This window comes from Pseudalkalibacillus decolorationis, assembly GCF_024609785.1.
Classification (GTDB): domain Bacteria; phylum Bacillota; class Bacilli; order Bacillales; family Fictibacillaceae; genus Pseudalkalibacillus; species Pseudalkalibacillus decolorationis.
Genome location: NZ_JANHJQ010000022.1, coordinates 28051 through 47560, shown reverse-complemented (window position 1 = coordinate 47560; position 19510 = coordinate 28051). Strand labels below are relative to the sequence as shown.

The 19510-nt window shown below is 40.0% G+C and carries 15 protein-coding genes; 1 reads left to right on the top strand and 14 read right to left on the bottom strand.

Annotated features, from left to right (window positions below; translation table 11 throughout):
- Positions 1 to 63: 63 nt before the first annotated feature.
- The 10 genes from NON16_RS18535 to aroA all read right to left on the bottom strand — a co-directional run bounded on the left by NON16_RS18535 (position 64) and on the right by aroA (position 13673).
- Positions 64 to 1506, bottom strand: a complete 1443-nt coding sequence (locus NON16_RS18535) for an aldehyde dehydrogenase family protein (RefSeq protein ID WP_257350915.1) — start codon at positions 1504 to 1506, stop codon at positions 64 to 66.
- A 22-nt stretch (positions 1507 to 1528) separates the two neighbouring features.
- Positions 1529 to 2584 carry a homoserine dehydrogenase gene (locus NON16_RS18530; protein WP_257350914.1) on the bottom strand — a complete coding sequence of 352 codons (1056 nt, stop codon included), beginning with the start codon at positions 2582 to 2584 and terminating at the stop codon, positions 1529 to 1531.
- The gene (locus tag NON16_RS18525; protein WP_257350913.1) at positions 2574 to 3821 is read right to left on the bottom strand and encodes a M20 metallopeptidase family protein; all 1248 of its coding nucleotides are present in this window, start codon (positions 3819 to 3821) and stop codon (positions 2574 to 2576) included. Before NON16_RS18525 ends, NON16_RS18530 begins: the two co-directional genes overlap by 11 nt.
- Before the next feature lie 35 nt (positions 3822 to 3856).
- Positions 3857 to 5056 (bottom strand): cystathionine gamma-synthase family protein, encoded by a 1200-nt coding sequence (locus NON16_RS18520; RefSeq protein ID WP_257350912.1) that lies wholly within the window; start codon positions 5054 to 5056, stop codon positions 3857 to 3859.
- 14 nt (positions 5057 to 5070) lie between these two features.
- On the bottom strand, positions 5071 to 6075 hold the full coding sequence (locus NON16_RS18515; RefSeq protein ID WP_257350911.1) for a cyclodeaminase: 1005 nt from the start codon (positions 6073 to 6075) through the stop codon (positions 5071 to 5073).
- Between the two features lie 28 nt (positions 6076 to 6103).
- On the bottom strand, positions 6104 to 7288 hold the full coding sequence (locus NON16_RS18510) for a M24 family metallopeptidase (RefSeq protein WP_257350910.1): 1185 nt from the start codon (positions 7286 to 7288) through the stop codon (positions 6104 to 6106).
- Positions 7289 to 7820: 532 nt separating this feature from the next.
- Positions 7821 to 9533 carry a PucR family transcriptional regulator gene (locus NON16_RS18505; RefSeq protein ID WP_257350909.1) on the bottom strand — a complete coding sequence of 571 codons (1713 nt, stop codon included), beginning with the start codon at positions 9531 to 9533 and terminating at the stop codon, positions 7821 to 7823.
- A gap of 79 nt (positions 9534 to 9612) precedes the next feature.
- Positions 9613 to 10635 (bottom strand): hydroxyectoine utilization dehydratase EutB, encoded by a 1023-nt coding sequence (gene eutB / locus NON16_RS18500; protein ID WP_257350908.1) that lies wholly within the window; start codon positions 10633 to 10635, stop codon positions 9613 to 9615.
- Positions 10636 to 11191: 556 nt separating this feature from the next.
- The gene (locus NON16_RS18495) at positions 11192 to 12052 is read right to left on the bottom strand and encodes an AraC family transcriptional regulator (RefSeq protein WP_257350907.1); all 861 of its coding nucleotides are present in this window, start codon (positions 12050 to 12052) and stop codon (positions 11192 to 11194) included.
- A gap of 268 nt (positions 12053 to 12320) precedes the next feature.
- Positions 12321 to 13673, bottom strand: a complete 1353-nt coding sequence (gene aroA / locus NON16_RS18490) for a 3-phosphoshikimate 1-carboxyvinyltransferase (protein ID WP_257350906.1) — start codon at positions 13671 to 13673, stop codon at positions 12321 to 12323.
- Between the two features lie 217 nt (positions 13674 to 13890).
- Between aroA and NON16_RS18485 the strand changes: the two genes are divergently transcribed.
- Positions 13891 to 15009, top strand: a complete 1119-nt coding sequence (locus NON16_RS18485) for an HAD family hydrolase (protein ID WP_257350905.1) — start codon at positions 13891 to 13893, stop codon at positions 15007 to 15009.
- 330 nt (positions 15010 to 15339) lie between these two features.
- On the opposite strand, the gene serA is transcribed toward NON16_RS18485, so the two are convergent.
- The 4 genes from serA to NON16_RS18465 form a co-directional block, all read right to left on the bottom strand.
- The gene (gene serA, locus NON16_RS18480; protein ID WP_257350904.1) at positions 15340 to 16932 is read right to left on the bottom strand and encodes a phosphoglycerate dehydrogenase; all 1593 of its coding nucleotides are present in this window, start codon (positions 16930 to 16932) and stop codon (positions 15340 to 15342) included.
- A 20-nt stretch (positions 16933 to 16952) separates the two neighbouring features.
- The gene (locus NON16_RS18475; RefSeq protein WP_257350903.1) at positions 16953 to 17405 is read right to left on the bottom strand and encodes a GNAT family N-acetyltransferase; all 453 of its coding nucleotides are present in this window, start codon (positions 17403 to 17405) and stop codon (positions 16953 to 16955) included.
- 98 nt (positions 17406 to 17503) lie between these two features.
- On the bottom strand, positions 17504 to 18373 hold the full coding sequence (locus NON16_RS18470) for a PhzF family phenazine biosynthesis protein (RefSeq protein ID WP_257350902.1): 870 nt from the start codon (positions 18371 to 18373) through the stop codon (positions 17504 to 17506).
- A 136-nt stretch (positions 18374 to 18509) separates the two neighbouring features.
- Positions 18510 to 19364, bottom strand: a complete 855-nt coding sequence (locus tag NON16_RS18465; RefSeq protein WP_257350901.1) for an amidohydrolase family protein — start codon at positions 19362 to 19364, stop codon at positions 18510 to 18512.
- Between the last annotated feature and the right edge of the window lie 146 nt (positions 19365 to 19510).

Below are 19510 nucleotides of genomic sequence, written 5' to 3'. Positions count from 1 at the left end.
TATTCCCTTTCTCAGTTATTATTTTCAAATCAATGAAAGCAATTGATAGAGTCGGAGAATATTTTAACCGTCAGACAATTTATAACAAACCACTTTTGGCTCCGTCATCTCCTGAATGGTAAATTTCACACCTTCACGTCCCAATCCTGATTTTTTCATACCTCCGAATGGCATAGCATCAATCCTATAGTCACTGCTATCATTGATCATAATGCCACCAACATCCATCCTCTCAATCGCTTTATGAGCTTTCCTTACATCATTTGTAAAAATACCTGCCTGTAATCCATACCTTACATCATTCGATTTTTGGATGGCTTCCTCTAGATCAACAACTGGATAAAGGAGAACGACCGGACCAAATATTTCTTCGTTTGCAATGGTACAATCCTCTGGTACGTTCGTTAAGACCGTTGGTGTATAGAATGCGCCATCACGCTTTCCACCTTCCAATAAAACAGCCCCTTTTTCGATGGCTTCTTGAACCAGGTTTTCAACACGGATTGCTTCTTTTTCATTGATTAGCGGTCCCATATCAGTCTGCTCTGATTGCTTGTCACCAACGCAATATTGTTTTGTGCGTTCTACAAAACCTTCTTTGAAAGAATCCATAATATGTTCTTGAATATACACTCGCTGAACACCTAGACAGTTTTGGCCAGCCGCCGAAAACGCTCCAGAAACCGTTGATCCAATCGCCTCATGTAAATCAGCATCCTCTAATACGATCACTGGTGAATTGGAACCAAGCTCCATACTGATTTTTTTCAAACCTGCTTTCCTGGTAATCTCTTCTCCTGCTTCAAGCCCTCCGGTAAAAGAAATCATTCGAATGGCAGGATGTGTGACAAGGGGATCGCCAATCTCACTTCCGTAACCTGTGATAACCGACAGCACTTTCGAAGGTAGTCCGGCTTCCACAAAGGCTTCCGCAAGTAAAAGGGCGCTTAAAGGTGTCACAGTTGCAGGTTTTACGATAATTGCATTTCCAGAGGCAATTGCGGGTCCTACCTTGTGTGCAACTAGGTTTAACGGATCATTGAACGGTGTAATGGCACCGATAATACCGATTGGAACCTGGTAATAATACCCGACTCGGTTCTCAGTTCCAGGCACTTGATCAAAAGCAATCGTCTCTCCATGGATTCTTCTTGCTTCTTCTGCACTAATTCGAAGGGTTTGAATGCATCTTGTTACTTCACTTGTCGCTTCACGAATTGTTTTGCTACCTTCTCGTGAAATCGTACGTGCGTATATTTCTTTATTCGCTTCAATATAATCCGCAGCTTTACTAATCACTGCCATTCGTTCATGCACAGGCATAGAAGCCGCAATTTTTGCTCCTTCTTTTGCTTCACCAATACAATTGAGCATGTCTTCTACCGAAGCAGCAGGTACTGTATCAATTATGTGGTTATCCTGTGGATCACGAACTTCAATGACTCGATCACGATTTATCCATTGACCCGCAAAAAACATCTTTCGACCAGCTAATTGAGTTTTCATCAACATTACCGCCTCTCTATAATTAAATATTAACGACCTTTTTTGTACGATTAATAGTGAGCAAATCTATTAAAAGTGAAAATCCTGTCTCAACCTTCCCAGCACCGGCACCGCTTAACATAACAGTACCTAGAAGATCACAATTGTACGTTATCGCGTTAATTGCACCATTGATTGAAGCAAGCGGATCCGTAACCGCAATTTTTTCCGGAGCAATTGAGGCAATCACTTTGCCTTCTTCATTGCGGAGTTTTGCCAACAGCTTCCATCGCTTCCCCTCTTGTTTTGCTTCTTCAATATCATTTAAAGTAATGTCTGTAATTCCTTTGCATGCTACTTCTTCTACGGTCAGAGGAACGCCCATGATGTAATTCGCCAAAATGACAATCTTATATCTAACATCAAAGCCTTCTACATCACTTGTCGGATCGGCTTCTGCATAACCAAGCTCTTGGGCCTCTTTAAGGGCTTTATCATAAGAAACACCTTCTTCTTCCATCTTCGTTAGAATGAAATTGGTGGTCCCATTTAAAATTCCACGTATTTCTGTTATCTCATTTCCTGCCAGCGTCGTGATCGGCATTCTTAATGCAGGGGTTCCACTCATCACCGTTCCTTCAAATCCCCAGTGGACATTCCGTTCTTCAGCCATTTTAGAAAGTTCGCCGTAAGCCAGTGCAACAGGACCTTTATTCGTCATAACGACATTTTTTCCATTTGCAAATGCAGTCTTACAATGATCAATTGCAGGCTGCCCTGTTTTAACATCTGTGTAAGAAACCTCGATAATCGTATCCGCGTTTGATTCACGAATGGTTTTGAGACTATCCCAACCCGTCACAAGCCCTGGTGTTTGTGGATAATTTTCAAGACTGCCCGTTTCTTTTAACACTTGTAAAACTGTATCAATATCAAGGCCATTTGGATGATAGATCGAACCTTTCATCAAATCAGAAATTCCGACAATCACAGGCTCAAAACCTTCATCTTGTCTTAATGCTTCTTTTTTATCACGAAGAATTTCTGCTAATCCTTGCCCAACTACACCAAATCCGATAAATGCCAGTTTATGCACCATTTGTTTGTACCTCCAAATTACGTGGAATTTGTAAGTTCCCCTTGTCTTTCAAAAACTTTACAGTAAATTGTGTAAGTATCGCAGCTCCTATCGGCAAGCACGTTTCATCAATATCAAAACACGGTGTGTGTAAATCTCTTTGAACTCCGTCTTTTTGTGCACATCCTAGAAAAAACATGGAACCCGGAATGGTTTGTGTTACATAGCCGAAGTCCTCTCCTCCTAGTCCGAATGGGTTTTCTGTAATATTGAATTCAGGATAAATCTCTGCAATAACCTCACTAATCATTTCATTGACAAGCGCGTTATTATTTAAGGCCGGTTCCCCTTGTTCGATATTAAGTGAGTATTTTCCACCAAGAGGTTCAACGATCGAAAACGCCTTCTTAAGTTCCGTGCCCAAGAGATCACGGATTTCAGGTGTATAACTGCGTAATGTTCCGGTGATCGATACCTCCGTCGGGATAATATTACTTGCTGTTCCAGCATGTAATTCTCCTATACTAACAACTGCACCATCTAATGCAGAGACTTTACGTGGGACAATCCCGTGTAGTGCTTGCATAACAGGTCCAAGCATCCAAATCGGATCTGTACCGAGTTCAGGATAAGCCCCATGGCCGCCTGTTCCAAAAATTTTCGCTTTAAATACATCAACGTTTGCCATACTATAACCATTATTCATTTGTATGCTACCAACAGGAAGCCATGGACACATATGAAGTGCCACCGCTACATCTACCTTGTCATAAGCTCCGGCATTCACCATATAAGGAGATCCTGAAAGCCCGTATTCATTCGTACTTTCCTCTGCAGGCTGGAATATGAATTTCACTGTTCCTTTCAGCTCTCCTTCTTTAAGGAGATCTGAAAGCATAGTCGCTACACTTAGTAAAATGGCCGTGTGAGCATCATGACCACACGCATGCATCACACCTTCATTCCTTGAGGTATAACTCGTTTTGTTTGCTTCGTTAATTGGCAATGCGTCTATATCTGCCCTTAATGCGATGGTTGGACCTTCTTCAGAAGTTAATGTTCCAACAACGCTCGTTTCTACTCCAATCCCTCTTTCTACTTTCATTCCGTCAATTGTTCGTAACGTTTCCGCAACAAATTCGGAGGTCCAGAACTCATGAAAGCTGAGTTCTGGATGTTGATGAAACATGCGACGCCATTCAATCAGTTTATCAAACAGGCTGTTTACTCGTTTAACCATTGGATGAAAATTAGACAATCAGGATTCACCTCCAACAAATTGCTCGTCATCTATTAAACTTGTAAAGGACTCCCTACCTGGTCAAAAGCTTGCTCGAAATCTGCGATGATATCTTCAATATCCTCTATACCGCAAGAAATACGAATAAGTCCTTCAGGGATACCCATTGCAGCCCGCTCTTCCGGTGTACATTCAACGTGGCTCGTCGTTCGGGCTGGACCGACCGTTGTTTCAACCGCACCGAGATTAGCAGCGCGGTGAGCGAATTGTAATTTCGGAAGAAGATCCCTTACCGTATCAACGCCCCCTTTAACTGCAAAACTCAGCATGCCACCAAAATCTTTCATTTGCTTTTTTGCTATTTCATGAAGCGGGTGCGTTTCGAGACCTGGGTAATAAACGCCTTCAACGATTTCTTTTGTTTGTAAGAAGTTTGCAAGAGCAAGCGCATTTTTACATTGCTGACGAACACGGAGATGAAGTGTTTTCATACCTCGTAACATCAAGTAAGCTGCCATCGGGTCCATTGTCGCCCCATTGATTTCACGGTAGTGATAGATTTTTTCGATATGCTCTTTTGCACCACATACGACACCACCTAAAGCGTCTGCATGACCCCCTAAGAACTTCGTCGCGCTATGAATGACAAGATCTACCCCTAATGAAATCGGATTCTGGTTGATTGGAGTTGCAAATGTATTGTCAACAATTACTAGTGCCCCTGCACTGTGGCCAGCTTTAGCCATACGCTCAATGTCTGTTATTTTCACCGTTGGATTTGTCGGTGTTTCCAAATATAAAATCTTGCAACCTTTTGCTACTTCTGACTCAATTTGCTCATGGTTTCCCGTTTCGCAAAGTACTACTTCAATCTGTTGCCTCGGAAGGAACTCTGTAAAGATTTTATTCGTTCCGCCATATGTGTCTTTAATCGATACAATGCGATCCCCTGGAACTAAAAACGTAGCTAATGTGTTGCTTATCGCTGCCATGCCTGTTGAAAAACTTGTTGCTGATTCTGCACCTTCGAGAATTTTCACCTTGTCTTCGAAAGCTTGAACGGTCGGATTTGTATTCCGCCCATAAATATGACCTTTTTTCTTACCAATCGCGACATCATACCACTCATCCATATCATCATAACCATAGGCTACACTAAGTACGACGGGTACCTGTGTGGCTCCATGTACCAAATACTCTTTTTCACCAGCCCAAACGGCTTTTGTACCTAACTGAACATCTTTGTTTGTCATAAGATCACTCTCCATTAGTTTTGTATCGCAAAGGTTTTATTTTCAATAGCCAACCCTAAATTCCGTTTCACCAATTCGTTGTACGCATACAGGGCAATCACCGTATCTTGAACCCCTGTTCCAGTTAAATCACAAACAGTAATTTGATTGTCATCTTCACGTCCTTTAATTTGTTTAGACGTTATTTGTCCAAGTTCAAACACGGACGCGTTATTTGTAAGTACCCCGCCGTCCAGTGCGTGATGCAATTCTCCTAATCTAGCGCATTGTGCTTTTGTATCACATACTAGCTTATCAGCCCGTGCCAGTACTTCAGACTCTAATTCCTGCTTATGCTCGGCATCAGATCCCATTGCCGTAATATGAAGGCCAGGGTGTAGCCATTCTGCTTTAATAACTGGCTCTTTTGCCGGTGTTGTCGTAATGACGGCGTCACTATTACGCACAACCGTTTCAGCGTTATCAACCGGCTGGACTTCTATATCAAACTCCGCAGTCATTTCTTCTGCATACTTTTTTGCATGTTCACCTGAACGGGAATACACAAGGACTTTATTAAAATCACGTACTAGTTTTAACGCTCTAATCTGAAATCTTGCTTGTGCTCCTGACCCAATGACACCGACTGTTTCAATGTTTTCCTTTGTGAGGTACTTAGCCGCAATTGCTCCAGCTGCTGCGGTTCGGATGTCTGTCAAATAACCGTTATCTAAAAGAATGGCTTGAGGAATACCTGTTTGTGCACTGATTAACATCATTAAACCATTCCCACTTGGCAGGCCAAGCTTATAGTTATTAAAGAATCCAGAAGAAACTTTAATTGCAAACATTTCTTTACCTTTGACATAGGCAGTCTTGACATCCACTTCTCCATTTTGGTCATGAACGTCTACTCGCATAATTGGGGGCATTGTGACTTCATTGTTTACCAATTTTGTAAACCCTTCTTCGACAATAGAAATTGCCTCCAGGTTCAATTGAACATATTGTTTAAGCTCCTGTTCTGTAAAGAAAAGCATGAATTTCTTCATCTCCTTGTACCGAATATTAGTTTGTCAGTACTCCGTCTTTGATGAATAACTGACGTGGGAGCGATGCAAATGTCTCACATCCCTTTTCTGTAACCCGGAATGACTCACTTGCTTCAAATCCATAATTGTCCAACCAAATACCTGGTATTAAGTGGAATGTCATGTTTGGCTGCAGGATCGTCTTGTCTCCTTTACGAATGCTTGCTGTATGCTCACCCCAATCAGGAGGATAGTTCAGTCCCATTGAATAACCGAGACGTGACTCTTTTATGATGCCGCTTTTCACAATTGTTTTTCTCCAGGTTTCTTCAATTTCTTCACAAGCAATACCTGGTTTAATCATTTCGAGGCATGCATTCAAACCTTCAACTACAACATCCGAAAGCGTCTTAACCTTTACTTGTGGCTGCCCAATATTTAATGTTCTTGCTAGCGGTGAATGGTATCGTTTATAGCACCCAGCCAACTCTAAAATGACGGCATCGCCTTTTTTGTAACACTCATCTGTCCAAGTTAAATGGGGGGTTGAGGTTTTTTCACCAGAAGGTAATAACGGCACAATCGCCGGATAATCACCCCCAAATTCCTCGGTACCAGTAATTTGTGTATGGAATATTTTAGCCGCAACATCACATTCCCGAACACCTTCATCAACCAGTTCAATTCCCGCCATCATCGCCTTTTCTACGATCTTAGCTGCACGTTTCATATATTCAATCTCTGTATCCGATTTCACAATTCGTACCCAGTTGACAAGTAATGTGGCATCTTTAAATGAGGCATTCGGTAAATTCATTTTCAATTGCTCGTAACACTTTGCAGTGAAATAGTAGTTTTCCATTTCCACACCAATTGCACGTCGATCCTGTCCGATTTGTTTTAAAATGTCGGCTACAAAATCCATTGGGTGTTTTGATTCGGATTGGACATAATCATCTGGGTACGGAATAATGTTTTCATGGTAAAGCCATGTCGTTACTTTGGCTCCATTTGCGTCTTGTCCGCGCCCAATCCAAATTGGTTGATCCTCATCCTCAATAATCACTAACATTTGGTGTACATAAAAAGACCACCCGTCATAACCGGATAAATAGCTCATATTGGCCGGGTCAGTAATAAGTAGTACTTCGATTCCTTTGACTGCCATTCTTTCCTTTGTTTTACGGATTCTTTCTCGATATTCTGCTGTTCCAAATGACATAGGGACGTCCCCTCCTATTACAGTGCTATTTTGCCTTTGAAATATTTTGAATTTTTAAACTATGTTCTAATTATAGTGAAAGGAGAGCTAATCTTTCATCTGCAAAAATGTATGAATTTTTAGTTATCTTTTAGTCAAAATGACAACAAATTCTAAAGACAGCAATGGTTGAATGATTGAATCCTTACTTACGTGAAAAAGCCTGAACGGGTAATATCCATTCAGGTGCTTATTNCAAAATGACAACAAATTCTAAAGACAGCAATGGTTGAATGATTGAATCCTTACTTACGTGAAAAAGCCTGAACGGGTAATATCCATTCAGGTGCTTATTGTGAGTAAAGAAAGTATAAAAGTTTGCGGCATGGATGTAATGTCCAGCTTCAGCGCCCAACCACTTGGATCACTTCAGGCCTCCTGCGGCGGCAACAGCCTCCTCGTCGGTCTTCCAGTGACCTTCGTGGCTAGGCAGGGCGCTTGCGCTTTTCTTAGGTGAGGTACATTTTGATTTCATAAATATAAGGCAAAATCTTTATCGTTGTTCTGCTTTTTCTTTTGACAAGCCCATTTTCCAGGTCTTAATACTCAAATCCAGTAAAAATAAATCATCCGGATCTATGAGTGATAGCCCTGTTAACGATTCGATTTTTCGTAAACGGTACAATAGAGACTGTCTGTGTAGGTTCAATGACCGTGATGTTTTACTTACATTTCCATGAAATCGATTATAGGCACTGAATGTACCGATTAAATCCATGTTACGTTGCTCGTCATATTGAACTAATGGATCAATTGTTGACATAATGACCTTTTTCATATCCTTACTCTGAGCAAGGCTTAAAAGTACTCGGTCAACACGAGTATTCTCATATCTCATACGGTCCCCGATTCCCTTTTTGCCCCTGCAAATATTTAAGGCTACTTGTGCATTTTGATAGCTTTCTTTAAACCCCCTAAGACCTTCATGATAGTCTCCACTCCCCCATGAGATAACAACACCTGGTAGAAGGTTACGTAAACGTCGCTCTACAAGGTCCAAGAAGTCACAAGAGTTTTCACTTCGCTTATCCAATGGATTCTCAAGGAAAATAAGCAGTTGTTCTGCCTGATAGGTCATCATCACTTCTCTACCAAGCGATTGTCCGGCATAAACAATTTCTTCCTCAATGTAGCGAAGCATACTTTCAAGCCAATGATCATATGATTGATAGTCTTGTTCACTTTTTTTAAACAGTGTTTTTAAGTTTTCTGGGAACCCAACCATACATATATATGGAAGATTCAGGTTGTATCCAAGTAACTTTGCTCTTGAATTTGTTTGATCGAAAGAATGAAATTCACCTTTTGCAAGTTCTTGTACAAAATCAATTCGAAGGCGCATTTTTGTGTCTTCAATAGCATTCTTGCGAGCGTGCCATACTGCTATTGTTGTAGCCGAATGATCCAACACGTTGGCTCTATAGTTTGTTAAAAAGGTATCTACTGGTTTATGAGGCGGTAAAATAACAGATAAATAACCCTGTGTGTTACCAGAAACCTTAAGAATTGGTAGTTGCAATACAGACTGACCCTCTATTTTAAGTACTTGAAATTTCTGAAATATAGGGTCATGCGTTAATAATGATGTTGCCTTTTCTTCAGGTATACCTTCTGGCAAAAAATCAACTCTCCATTTTTCGGATAAACCTTGGAACCTACTGCTTTTCCCTTGGACGCCTCCTGATTCATCCGTAATTATGATCGGGCAACCAATATGTTTTTGTACCGAGTTCAAAATAGAGTTAAGGTCCGTCTCTTGTAAAATCAATTTTAAAAGCTCTTGTTGGACTTTCTCTGATTTTTCACGTTCGTTATAATCAATTCCATTCAATTTCCCCATGACATCTTCTATTATATTTGCAAAACGAACTTCCCATGGAATTTCGATCACAACGAAATTTCTCTTCTCTGCCAATTCAATTACTTCTTTTGGAATATCAAATATATGCCGGCCTAATGCGACTACTAACGCTGACGCCTCTGATTCAATTATATCGTGTACAAATTTTTTAAATAAATCCAGATCATGACCGCATCCAATTGCTGTGCTCAACACGACTTCATTTTTGCGTACAAAATTCTCCACAGGCATTTCAATTACAGAAATCCATTGAACATAACTTTCGTTAAGTATATTTCTCCCTGTTCTTACCCTTGCACTTTTCATGATATCGAGTTGTAGAAAGTCCCTTGTTGTCAACCCCATTACCTTGTCCTCCTCTGCCTGCTAAAGAATTCAAACTTGACAAACACTACTTTCCTGAGCGAGCATCAAGCCGTTTTCACTAGTGTTTAGTAATGAGTTGCTCCCTTTTATAATTTTGAAGTAATTGTAGCAGTACAGAGAGGTCAACATTGTGACCACTTATAATAACGGCAATGGACCCTTCTTGATGCGCAATTTTATTTCCTAGCAGTGCTGCGATTCCCGTAGCAGCAGCTCCTTCCATAATCATACGATGTTTATCCATCATAAAGGCCATACTATAGGCGATTTCCTCCTCTGGAATAAGTACAACATGATCCATATATTGCTGGACCATTCCGAATGTGTATTGGTTATCGAGTCCAATCCCTCCTAGTAAACTATCGGCAAGGGTATCCCGTTCCTCTAACTTTACAGGTTCTCCAGCTTTTAAACTTTCATACATAACTGCTGAATGCTCCATTGAAACACCTGTCACCCTTATCTCTGGATCGTTTGATTTCAAAGATAGACCAATTCCGGAAAGTAATCCACCACCTGAAAGCGGTACAACCACATCTGTTAAATCAGGAACTTCTTCCAACAGCTCCAGCCCTATAGTTCCTTGCCCAGCAATGACATACGGATCATCAAACGGCTGAATTACAGTCATTCCTTTTTCCTTCTCCATTTCATAACAACGTTCTCCTGCAGCATCTTGACTATCACCGCAAATTTCAATTTGAGCTCCTAATCGTTTTAATGAATCTACTTTCCCACTCGGTACTCGGTTGGAAATACAAATAACAACTTCGATACCAAGCTTTTTTGCCACGTAAGCCACAGCCATCCCATGGTTGCCCGTTGAAAACGTTACAACCCCTCTTTTTTTCTCATCTTCACTTAAGGTTAATAATTTATTAGCCGCTCCTCTTACTTTAAATGCCCCAATATCATGAACATTTTCAAGCTTTAGATAAACAGGTCTGCCCATTCTTTCTGATAGAATAAACGATTCGATTAACGGTGTTTTATTTATTAAAGAAGCAATTCGTTTTTTCGCGTCCCAAACATTTCGGATTGTCAAATCATTTCTTTTTCTATCAATATTCAGGTATTTCAAGTTCAATCCCTCCTTGGATCGTGAACTACTCATGTGAAACGAATTTATGTATGCCTTGATTTGGATTATAGAGTATGAATATTCAGTAATCTAGTATTTTTCCAAAAACAATAATATTCATAATTTACTGAAAATAATTCGTTCAAAAATATGCATGAAAAAACTACAAATATGCCTTCTACTGATATCTAGAATTTTTTCATGGTTCTAAATTCGGATGAATTAGCCTCTGTTCGGATGGATTCTAGATTTTTCGGATAAATTATTTTGAAAAAGAATGTTAAACCTGAATGCTTTTCATCAAATATGTTATTTTTTTACCCATATAGAAAAGGTATTGCTACTTTCACGGTAAATTGGCCTCATACAGGTCTCTAATATGTACAATCATTCAATCTGAAGACTTTTTTCCATTAACAGTTATCCACATCTTAAAACATTAAAAAGCAGTATGATTTCACAACATGAAACCATAATGCTTTTATAGTCCCTTTTGTAGTTAACACAACTTTAAGCATGTTCTGGTGTTATCTAATACCACTAACCGTACTCCCTTTTATTTTACCGGGATCCAGATCTCAGAATAATAATCAGGGGCAGACACATCTCCGTCTGTATATACTTCTAATTCAGGTGTCCCTGCAAACTCATAACCACTAGATGGAAACCATTCCGAAAAAATTTGTTTCCATACTTTCGGCATCGCATCTGGCATCGGGCCGTGAACTTCAAATATAGCCCATTTCGATGCGGGGATATCAAGTTTCAGCAATCCGACAGGTGTGTCACCATCATGTGCTGTGGCTATCCAGTAGTCCATATGTTCGGACTTTGAATCACTTTTATCGACACATACACCTAGTAAGCCTTTAAGCTGATCATTGTTCGACTTAATTAATATGTCACTCGTTCCATCCGTAGTAACTTCACTCCACATTTTTGGAATACCAACAAGATTCTCCTCATTGCATAACGAAAACTCTCGCTTGATTCCTACGATTTGAAAACCATCCTTTTCAACAACTTTGTACTGCATCGGATCTGCCCCTTTCAGACTCACCTGTATGACCAGGCGGTTATAAGATTTAAGCTTTCCGTTGTACTTTCGTGCTCCACTCGGCGATACACCATGTTGCCTACGAAAAGCTTTTGAGAAAGCTTCAGGAGTGTCATAGCCATATTTGAAGGCGAGATCAATAATCTTGCAGTTTGTCCTGGATAGCTCATGTGCGGCTAAGGTTAAACGTCTTCGTCTAATGTAATCACCAACAGATATATCAGTCAATATTGCAAATGTACGTTGAAAGTGGAATACCGATGAATTCGCCTGTTTAGAAATATTCTCGATCGTTAAATCATCTAGTAAATGTTCTTCCATATAGTCAATCGCCTTTTGTAGTGATTCGATCCACGCCATATCGCTCACTCCCTTAATTAGATACTATCAAGGCTTCTTTATTTAATCCTGTCATTCTATGCTTTGTTTTGACAGTATGGATAATCTAGATATGATTTTGACTGTTTCACGCGGAAAATACTTTTATGCCGCGGGAATTTCATTTTTCACGCGATAAATTCAATTTTTACGCGATACGCTCAATTTTCCCGCTAAGTGTTCTGAATTTTTCTCTCAACCCCTGGGAGTGTCCCCCTTCGAACAAGAAAGAACTAAAAAGTGTTAGATACTATAACTTTAAATCATACTCAACATTTACACCTAATTGCTCCAATAATTGAAAATAAGATGGGCATGTTTTAGATACGCACCCGGGATCAGTGATGATAATACCTGGTACTTTAGCACCGATTAATGCTAATGACATGGCTACTCTATGGTCATCGTACGAATCCAAAATTGCAGCTTTTGGATTTCCAGGATAAACGGTTAACCCATCTTCATATTCTTCTACATCTATCCCCAGCTTTTTGAGTTCTGTACAAATAGCATGAATACGATCCGATTCATGATGACGTATATGCTCAACACCCCTCATCGTTATAGCCCCTGATGAAAATGGTGCGATTGACGCTAGCGTTAGAGTCTGATCAGACATTTCTTTCATACTAATTTCGAATCCCCCTTGTAAGGCAGGGGTTCCTGTTAATTCAATGTAACCTTTACCTCTTACCACCTTACAGCCCATTCTTTCATAAACATCAACCATCTTTATGTCGGGTTGGTTTGTTTCTACTGAAAGATTGTTTATTCTAATTCGACCATTTGTAATAGCTGCTAAAGCTAAAAAATAACTCGCTGTTGAGGCATCTGCCTCTAATTCGAGATTACGACCAACATACTCTGATTTAGGAACAACTATTTCCGTAAGATTATCTGAAGAGCGTGCTTTAACACCGAACTGCTCCATTAAACTCAAAGTAATTTTCACATAATCGTGTTGGACAATATGGTCTGGAATTGTAATGGTCACTTCTTCGTTTGCATAGGGACTCGCCATAAGTAACCCACTTATAAATTGACTGGATGTTTTCCCTGATATACTCACTAAGCCACCGTCAAGTCCTCCTCCTTTTATACGTATAGGCAAAAATCCTTCATTATTCAGATATTCAATATTAGCCCCCAGATCGGAAAGAGCTTTTATTAAAGGCTTGATAGGACGTTCACTCATTCTATTACTTGCCTCTAATACCCAATTTCCTTCTTTACCTGCAGCTAATGCACCTGGAAGAAAACGAGCAATGGTACCCGCAGCACCTATGTATAAATCTGCTTGTTCTGACCATTTTGAATTGCGGCCGTGAACCGTAACGACATCTCCTTCTAACTCGGTGTTAATGCCAAGTTTTTTTAAGGCGTCAATACACCAATAGGAATCATCACTTTTTAAAATTCCAGATAAAGTAGAGGTCCCTTTTGCCAGGGCAGCCAAAATTAACGCTCTATTTGTAAAACTCTTACTACCAGGAATCCTTATGTCACTATTAATCTGCTGGTTTTGTATTGGTGAAATTCTTACAGTTTGAACATCATTTAATTTTGACCAAGGTGATCGAGCCTTTAAGTCTGGATTATTCATATGAGACACCCTTTCCGTTATAAATCTATTAAATGAATTTTAACATTAAAGTCCAGTTAAAAAAGAAAATTAAGTAAATATTCTATTTTTAATTACAGCTTAATTTTTTTATGTTAAATTGTAATGAACAATGTCGATTATTAGTCATGATCGGTCTTAACTATGCTAAAATATTCTAAAACGGATGGCTTTGAACATCCAGGAGGTGGCAGGCAACGTGATTTTATTTGATGTTGACGGGGTATTGTTGAGCGAGGAACGCTATTTCGACGCTTCGGCACTAACCGTTTGGGAACTGCTTCACAGTAATAATTACATAGGGCTAGACCCTGATAACTTTACACCGGGTCCTGATGAAGATGTAATCCGCCGGGTACGCGGTGATGTATTCGATCAAGACCAGGTTCTGAAGTTGATTAAAGCACGCGGTATCAATGCGAACTGGGATATGGTCTATCTCGCATTTTCCTATCAAATTATATGCATTTTGGATCAACTTAAAAGTGAACATCCCGAAAAAGTGAAAACCATCATTCAAGCTGAGATTAACCGCGATACACTTCATGAGATAAAGACCCTTGCTTCTAAAAATAGTGTGCGTTTGGATTATGCGGGGTTTGTCGCTGATTTTGAAAAAGGCGATGCAAGGAAACAACAACTGTTTCTTTATTTAAATACGATTGCGGAAGAAAAAATCGGTGTGGCTACAAAGAGCTTTACGCGTAATAGTCAATTATGGGACGTATGCCGGGAAGTTTTCCAAGAGTGGTATGTTGGAGATGATAAAGCGGAATTGTCGAATGGCAAACCTCCTTTCCAAACTGGTAAGAAAGGATTCCTGGCTAATGAAATTCCTATCGTGCCGCCTGAAGAGATTAAAACGTTGTTCAAAAAATTAAGCGATAAAGGCATTACGATCGGAATCGGTACAGGAAGACCTGAAATCGAAACACTTGAGCCGCTCCGAGCTATGGACGTACTTGAACATGTTGATCATAATCGCATAGTATCAGCAAGTGATGTCTTAAAAGCAGAGCAAAAATATCCGGACAAAGCTCCGCTTGCTAAACCCCAACCATTCACGTATGTGTACGGTTGGCTCGGCAAACAGGCAGATCCAGAGGAAGCTATTAACCACCGCCTCCCATTGGCAGATGCAGATGACATTCTCGTCGTCGGAGACTCAATAGCTGACTTTATGGCGGCGAGAAGTATTGGTTGCCGTTTTGCAGCTGTTCTGACTGGACTATCTGGACAGGATGCTCGAGGAGAGTTTGAAAAATTAGAAGCTGATTACATTTTAAATGACGTACGAGAAGTAATTGATATTTTTTAGAATTCGGATGAGAAAATTGTATATTTAATTGTAAAGCCATCCTGACAACATACCGGGATGGCTTTTTTACACGGTAAGAAAGTATAAAAATACTTTCTATAGTATAAAGCAAGTGCCTTTAGGTCATCCCTTTAGGGACTAAAGCTCAGCCGGCGCCAAAGGCTTGGCTTTGCCAAGTTTTCTTTACACGTTAAGAAAGTATAAAAATACTTTCTATAGTATAAGCGCAACTAAAGCTCAGCCAGCGCCAAAGGCTTGGCTTTGCCAAGTTTTCTTTAAATTTATTAGCTTTCCCTCTAGGAAGCACTTCCATTGTGGTCTCGTTTTCGTTCAGCGGCTCACAATTTCAATCTCTTTGACACTAATAATATCCTGGATCTGTTCCAGTTTTTCAACTACGCTTTCTTCTGCTTTCTTGTCAATCGAGAGCATCATGATTGCACGACCGCCGATGTTTTGGCGGGCAACTTGCATTGAGCCAATGTTGATAGCAGTTTCACCAAGAACCGAGCCAACATGCCCGATCAATCCGGGACGGTCTATATGATGAATAAGCAAGAGGTGATCTTCTGGTGAAATATCAATGGTATAATCGTCAATTTTAATAATCCGCGGACCGTACCCGTTTAACAATGTGCCAGAGACGCTTCGTTCTTGATTTTCAGTTTTTATCGATACATTGATTAAGCTAGTAAAGCCGCGATCATGAGCTGAATTTTTCACAGTATAAGACAGGCCATGTGCCTTCGCTAGGTGTGTCGCGTTGACAAGGTTAACTTGGGAACCAAGATGATAGGATAACATTCCTTTTAAAATCATGCGGGTCAAATGAGCGGTATCAAGTTCAGTCAGCTCTCCGGAATAAGTAATCTGAATATCTTCCGGTGTGCCCTCAGTAATTTGTATGATCATCTCGCCAAGTTTCGTGCCGAGCAATGAGTATGGCTCCAATTTAGCCATCGTTTCAGAAGACATCGCCGGTAGATTAACGGCATTTTTAAATGCTTTATTGTTCAAAATGTGAAGTACCTCTTCACTCACATCACGAGCAACAAGTTCCTGTGCTTCTTCCGTTGATGCGCCAAGGTGTGGCGTGACAATGACTTGAGGTAAGGTGACAAGCGGATTGTTAATCGGTGGCTCTGTTTCAAAGACATCGAGCGCCGCACCAGCAACCTTGCCTTCATGAATCGCTTTATAAAGTGCCTGTTCATCAATGATACCGCCGCGTGCACAGTTAATAAGGCGTACACCGGGTCTCATAAGATTAAATTCATCCGTACTAAGAAGATGGTGTGTTTCTTTGGTCAGAGGTGTGTGCACAGTAATAAAGTCAGCAACTTTAACAACATCCTCAACCGACCCTTTTTCAACCCCGAGTTTTTTCGCGCGTTCTTCTGATAAAAACGGGTCAAAAGCGATAACGTGCATTTGAAATCCTTTTGCCCGATACGAAACCTCAGTCCCGATCCTACCCATGCCAATAATGCCTAATGTTTTTTTGTTTAATTCAACACCCCGGAAAGCAGTCCGGTTCCATTCGCCAGCCACCATAGACTGATAAGCACGGGGAATATTTCGGGCAAGTGACATCATCATTGCCATGGCGTGCTCCGCTGCGGAAATCGTGTTGCCATCAGGTGCATTCACAACAAGTATACCCTTTTCAGTAGCGGCAGCGATATCAATATTATCAACACCGACGCCTGCACGACCGATCACTTTCAAATTAGTCGCTGCTCTCAACACATCACTGTTAACCTTTGTCTGACTTCTGACCAACAGCGCGTCATAATTAGGAATAACCTTTATCAATTCAGCTTCGTCCATATCGGTTTTTTGGTCAACATGAACATCATCCGCATTAAGCAATGCCTGTATTCCTGAATTGCTTAACGGATCACTAACTAATATGTTAAACATATTTACTGAGCACCTCCTGTTCAAATATCTTGTGATAAGCGTATCATGTCAGTCACCTGTATACCATTTTCGAAAATTTCTTCAGTATAATGCCTGAGGAAGAAGTCTTTATCAACCCCAATTATTCTAAAACCGCATTTTTGATAGAGTGCCAGTTGACCTACTCCAGAATTGCCAGTCCCTATCTCGATTGTCTTATAGCCTTGTAACCTTGCATTTCGAATAGCGTCTATAACTAATTGTTTTCCGATTCCTTTACGCTGCTGCTTTTCCTCTACCGCGATATTTACTAACTCCACTGTTTCAGGTCTGGTTGATAGCAACACATATACCCCTATTACCTGCTTATCTATTACTGCTACAAAACATTCTCCTCTTTTTAGATACCCTTCAACCAACTTCCTTGACGGATCAGCTGATACTAGCAAGTCCATGGGATAGTTCTCACACGGGCTCAACTTTCGAATCTCCATATTGCTCTCCTTTTTAAAGAGATTAATTTTTAACTCTGTTACTAGTCGTAAATAATTCCAGAACTTTAGCAAGTTAAAACTTTAATTATTCATATGAGTTAATTTATTACCGCGTTTCCATTAATCCGCGTTCTAACGATTTTATTTTCTTGTATTAACACCTCGGATTTGATAATACTTGGCCGACCCATAGCAACTCCCTGAATAACCTGATAACTAGCCCAACCATTTATTACGGGGTTCAATAGCTTATGTTCGGCTAAATATACCCCTAGAGCAGATGCAGCTACACCAGTTGCTGGATCTTCGTTATATCCTGCTCTCTTTGGAAATTGTCGTGCTTGGACAAATGGCTTGTTTTTCTTTTCAATAGCAAAAGGATAAAGCCCGGTTATGTTAAATTCATCACACAATTGCCAAAGGTAGTTGAAATTAGGGTTAAGATTGTTAAGCGATTCAATACTTCTTAAGGGAATAATTAGCTTGTAACGTGACGTAGAAACAGATTGAATTGGAGAGTCATCTATTTCCTCAATACCAATATTTAATGCTCTACACACATTTCCTTTTGTCGGGTTTACATTCATGAAACTAGGTTGAAATTGTTCCACATTAACATTTACATTTGATCCGCTTACTTCCCATTCAACTTTAATTAGACCTAATATTGTCTCCACAATAGTTGGTGATTGTTTTATCATACCTCGGTTAACAAGAGTTGTTATGCTACCTATCGTTGCATGAATACACATTTCCATCTCATTTAATGGAACAAAGAAACGAAGCCTCACATCACAATCAGAACGGGTTGGTTTTAAAACAAATGCTGATTCATGACCAATATCCTTTGTTATCCTCTGCATTTTATCTGTTGTCAGACTGTCTGCGTTCAATACAACAGGGCATGGGTTACCTCCACCATCTTCTAAAGCGAACACCGTTGTATTTACCACTTCATAACTCGACAATTTTTTCACCTCAACTACCAAGTACAGATGACTCAAAAGATCCTAACAATCTGCCTTCTGAGTCATCCCTTAAAGAATTACTCGTAACCTAGTTATATTTATTCCTGACAAATTCAATCCTCAACATTACTCTAAATTATAAGTATATTTTTATTTTAGGAAACACTTTCAAAGCCGTATTGTAAAACACATCTTCATGATATCTCTTTGGGATGATCTCTTTCACAAAGTCGATATACGGTTGGACAGGAACAAGTGGCCAATCCGTTCCAAATAGAAACTTTGGATAATTGTCTGTAAAGGTTAACGCATGTTTCAAGTGATTAAAGAAGCGTGGTGAATCCTGATATCGTTTAATATCAGTAGCCGTACCCACTATTAATCCTGATAAGTCAGCAAACATATTGCGATTTTTATAAACCACTTCTGCTCCATCCAATGTCCAAGGATCACCAAAGTGTGCCATCATAAAGTTAATATCACGGTGTTGGACAGCTACTTCGTCTAGCGTTAAAGGATGTGCGTATTTCAATAATCCTCTTTCAGAATACGTATCTCCTGTGTGGAATACGACTGGAAGTTTATACTTTTTAGCAAGCTTGTATACAGGCTGGTACACCTCATCATACGCGTAAAAAGGATAATAGCCTAAATAGATTTTAATTCCAACTACCTTTGGATCATGCAATGACTTATCCAGTTCTTCTAGATCCTGTTTTTGAAGTTGATACGGATTGACACCAACGCAATAGACAACTGAAGATGGAATTCGTTGATCCAGATCCAATCCCATTGGTGTAGGAGAAGAAGGATCCGGAAACCCTTCTTTTTCTTTTTCAACTAATCCCATTCCAATTCCTAATACGACGTTGGACTCCTCGTACTCTTTTACAATACCATCATAAGAATAGTCTAACTTAGACTTTTCAATAGCCGTTTCTTTAAAGCTCTCAATATTTGAAAAATGCATATGTGCGTCAATAATCTTCATGTATTTCCTTCTTTCTGTTCAGATGTTCAGCCTATATTGAAGTCCGACTAAATGTATCACGTCCTGTGATGACGTCGGACTGACCAACATCGTGTTGGCCTCCCAGACTCTTCGAACTACCATTAATAGATGTTCGAAGAGGAGGA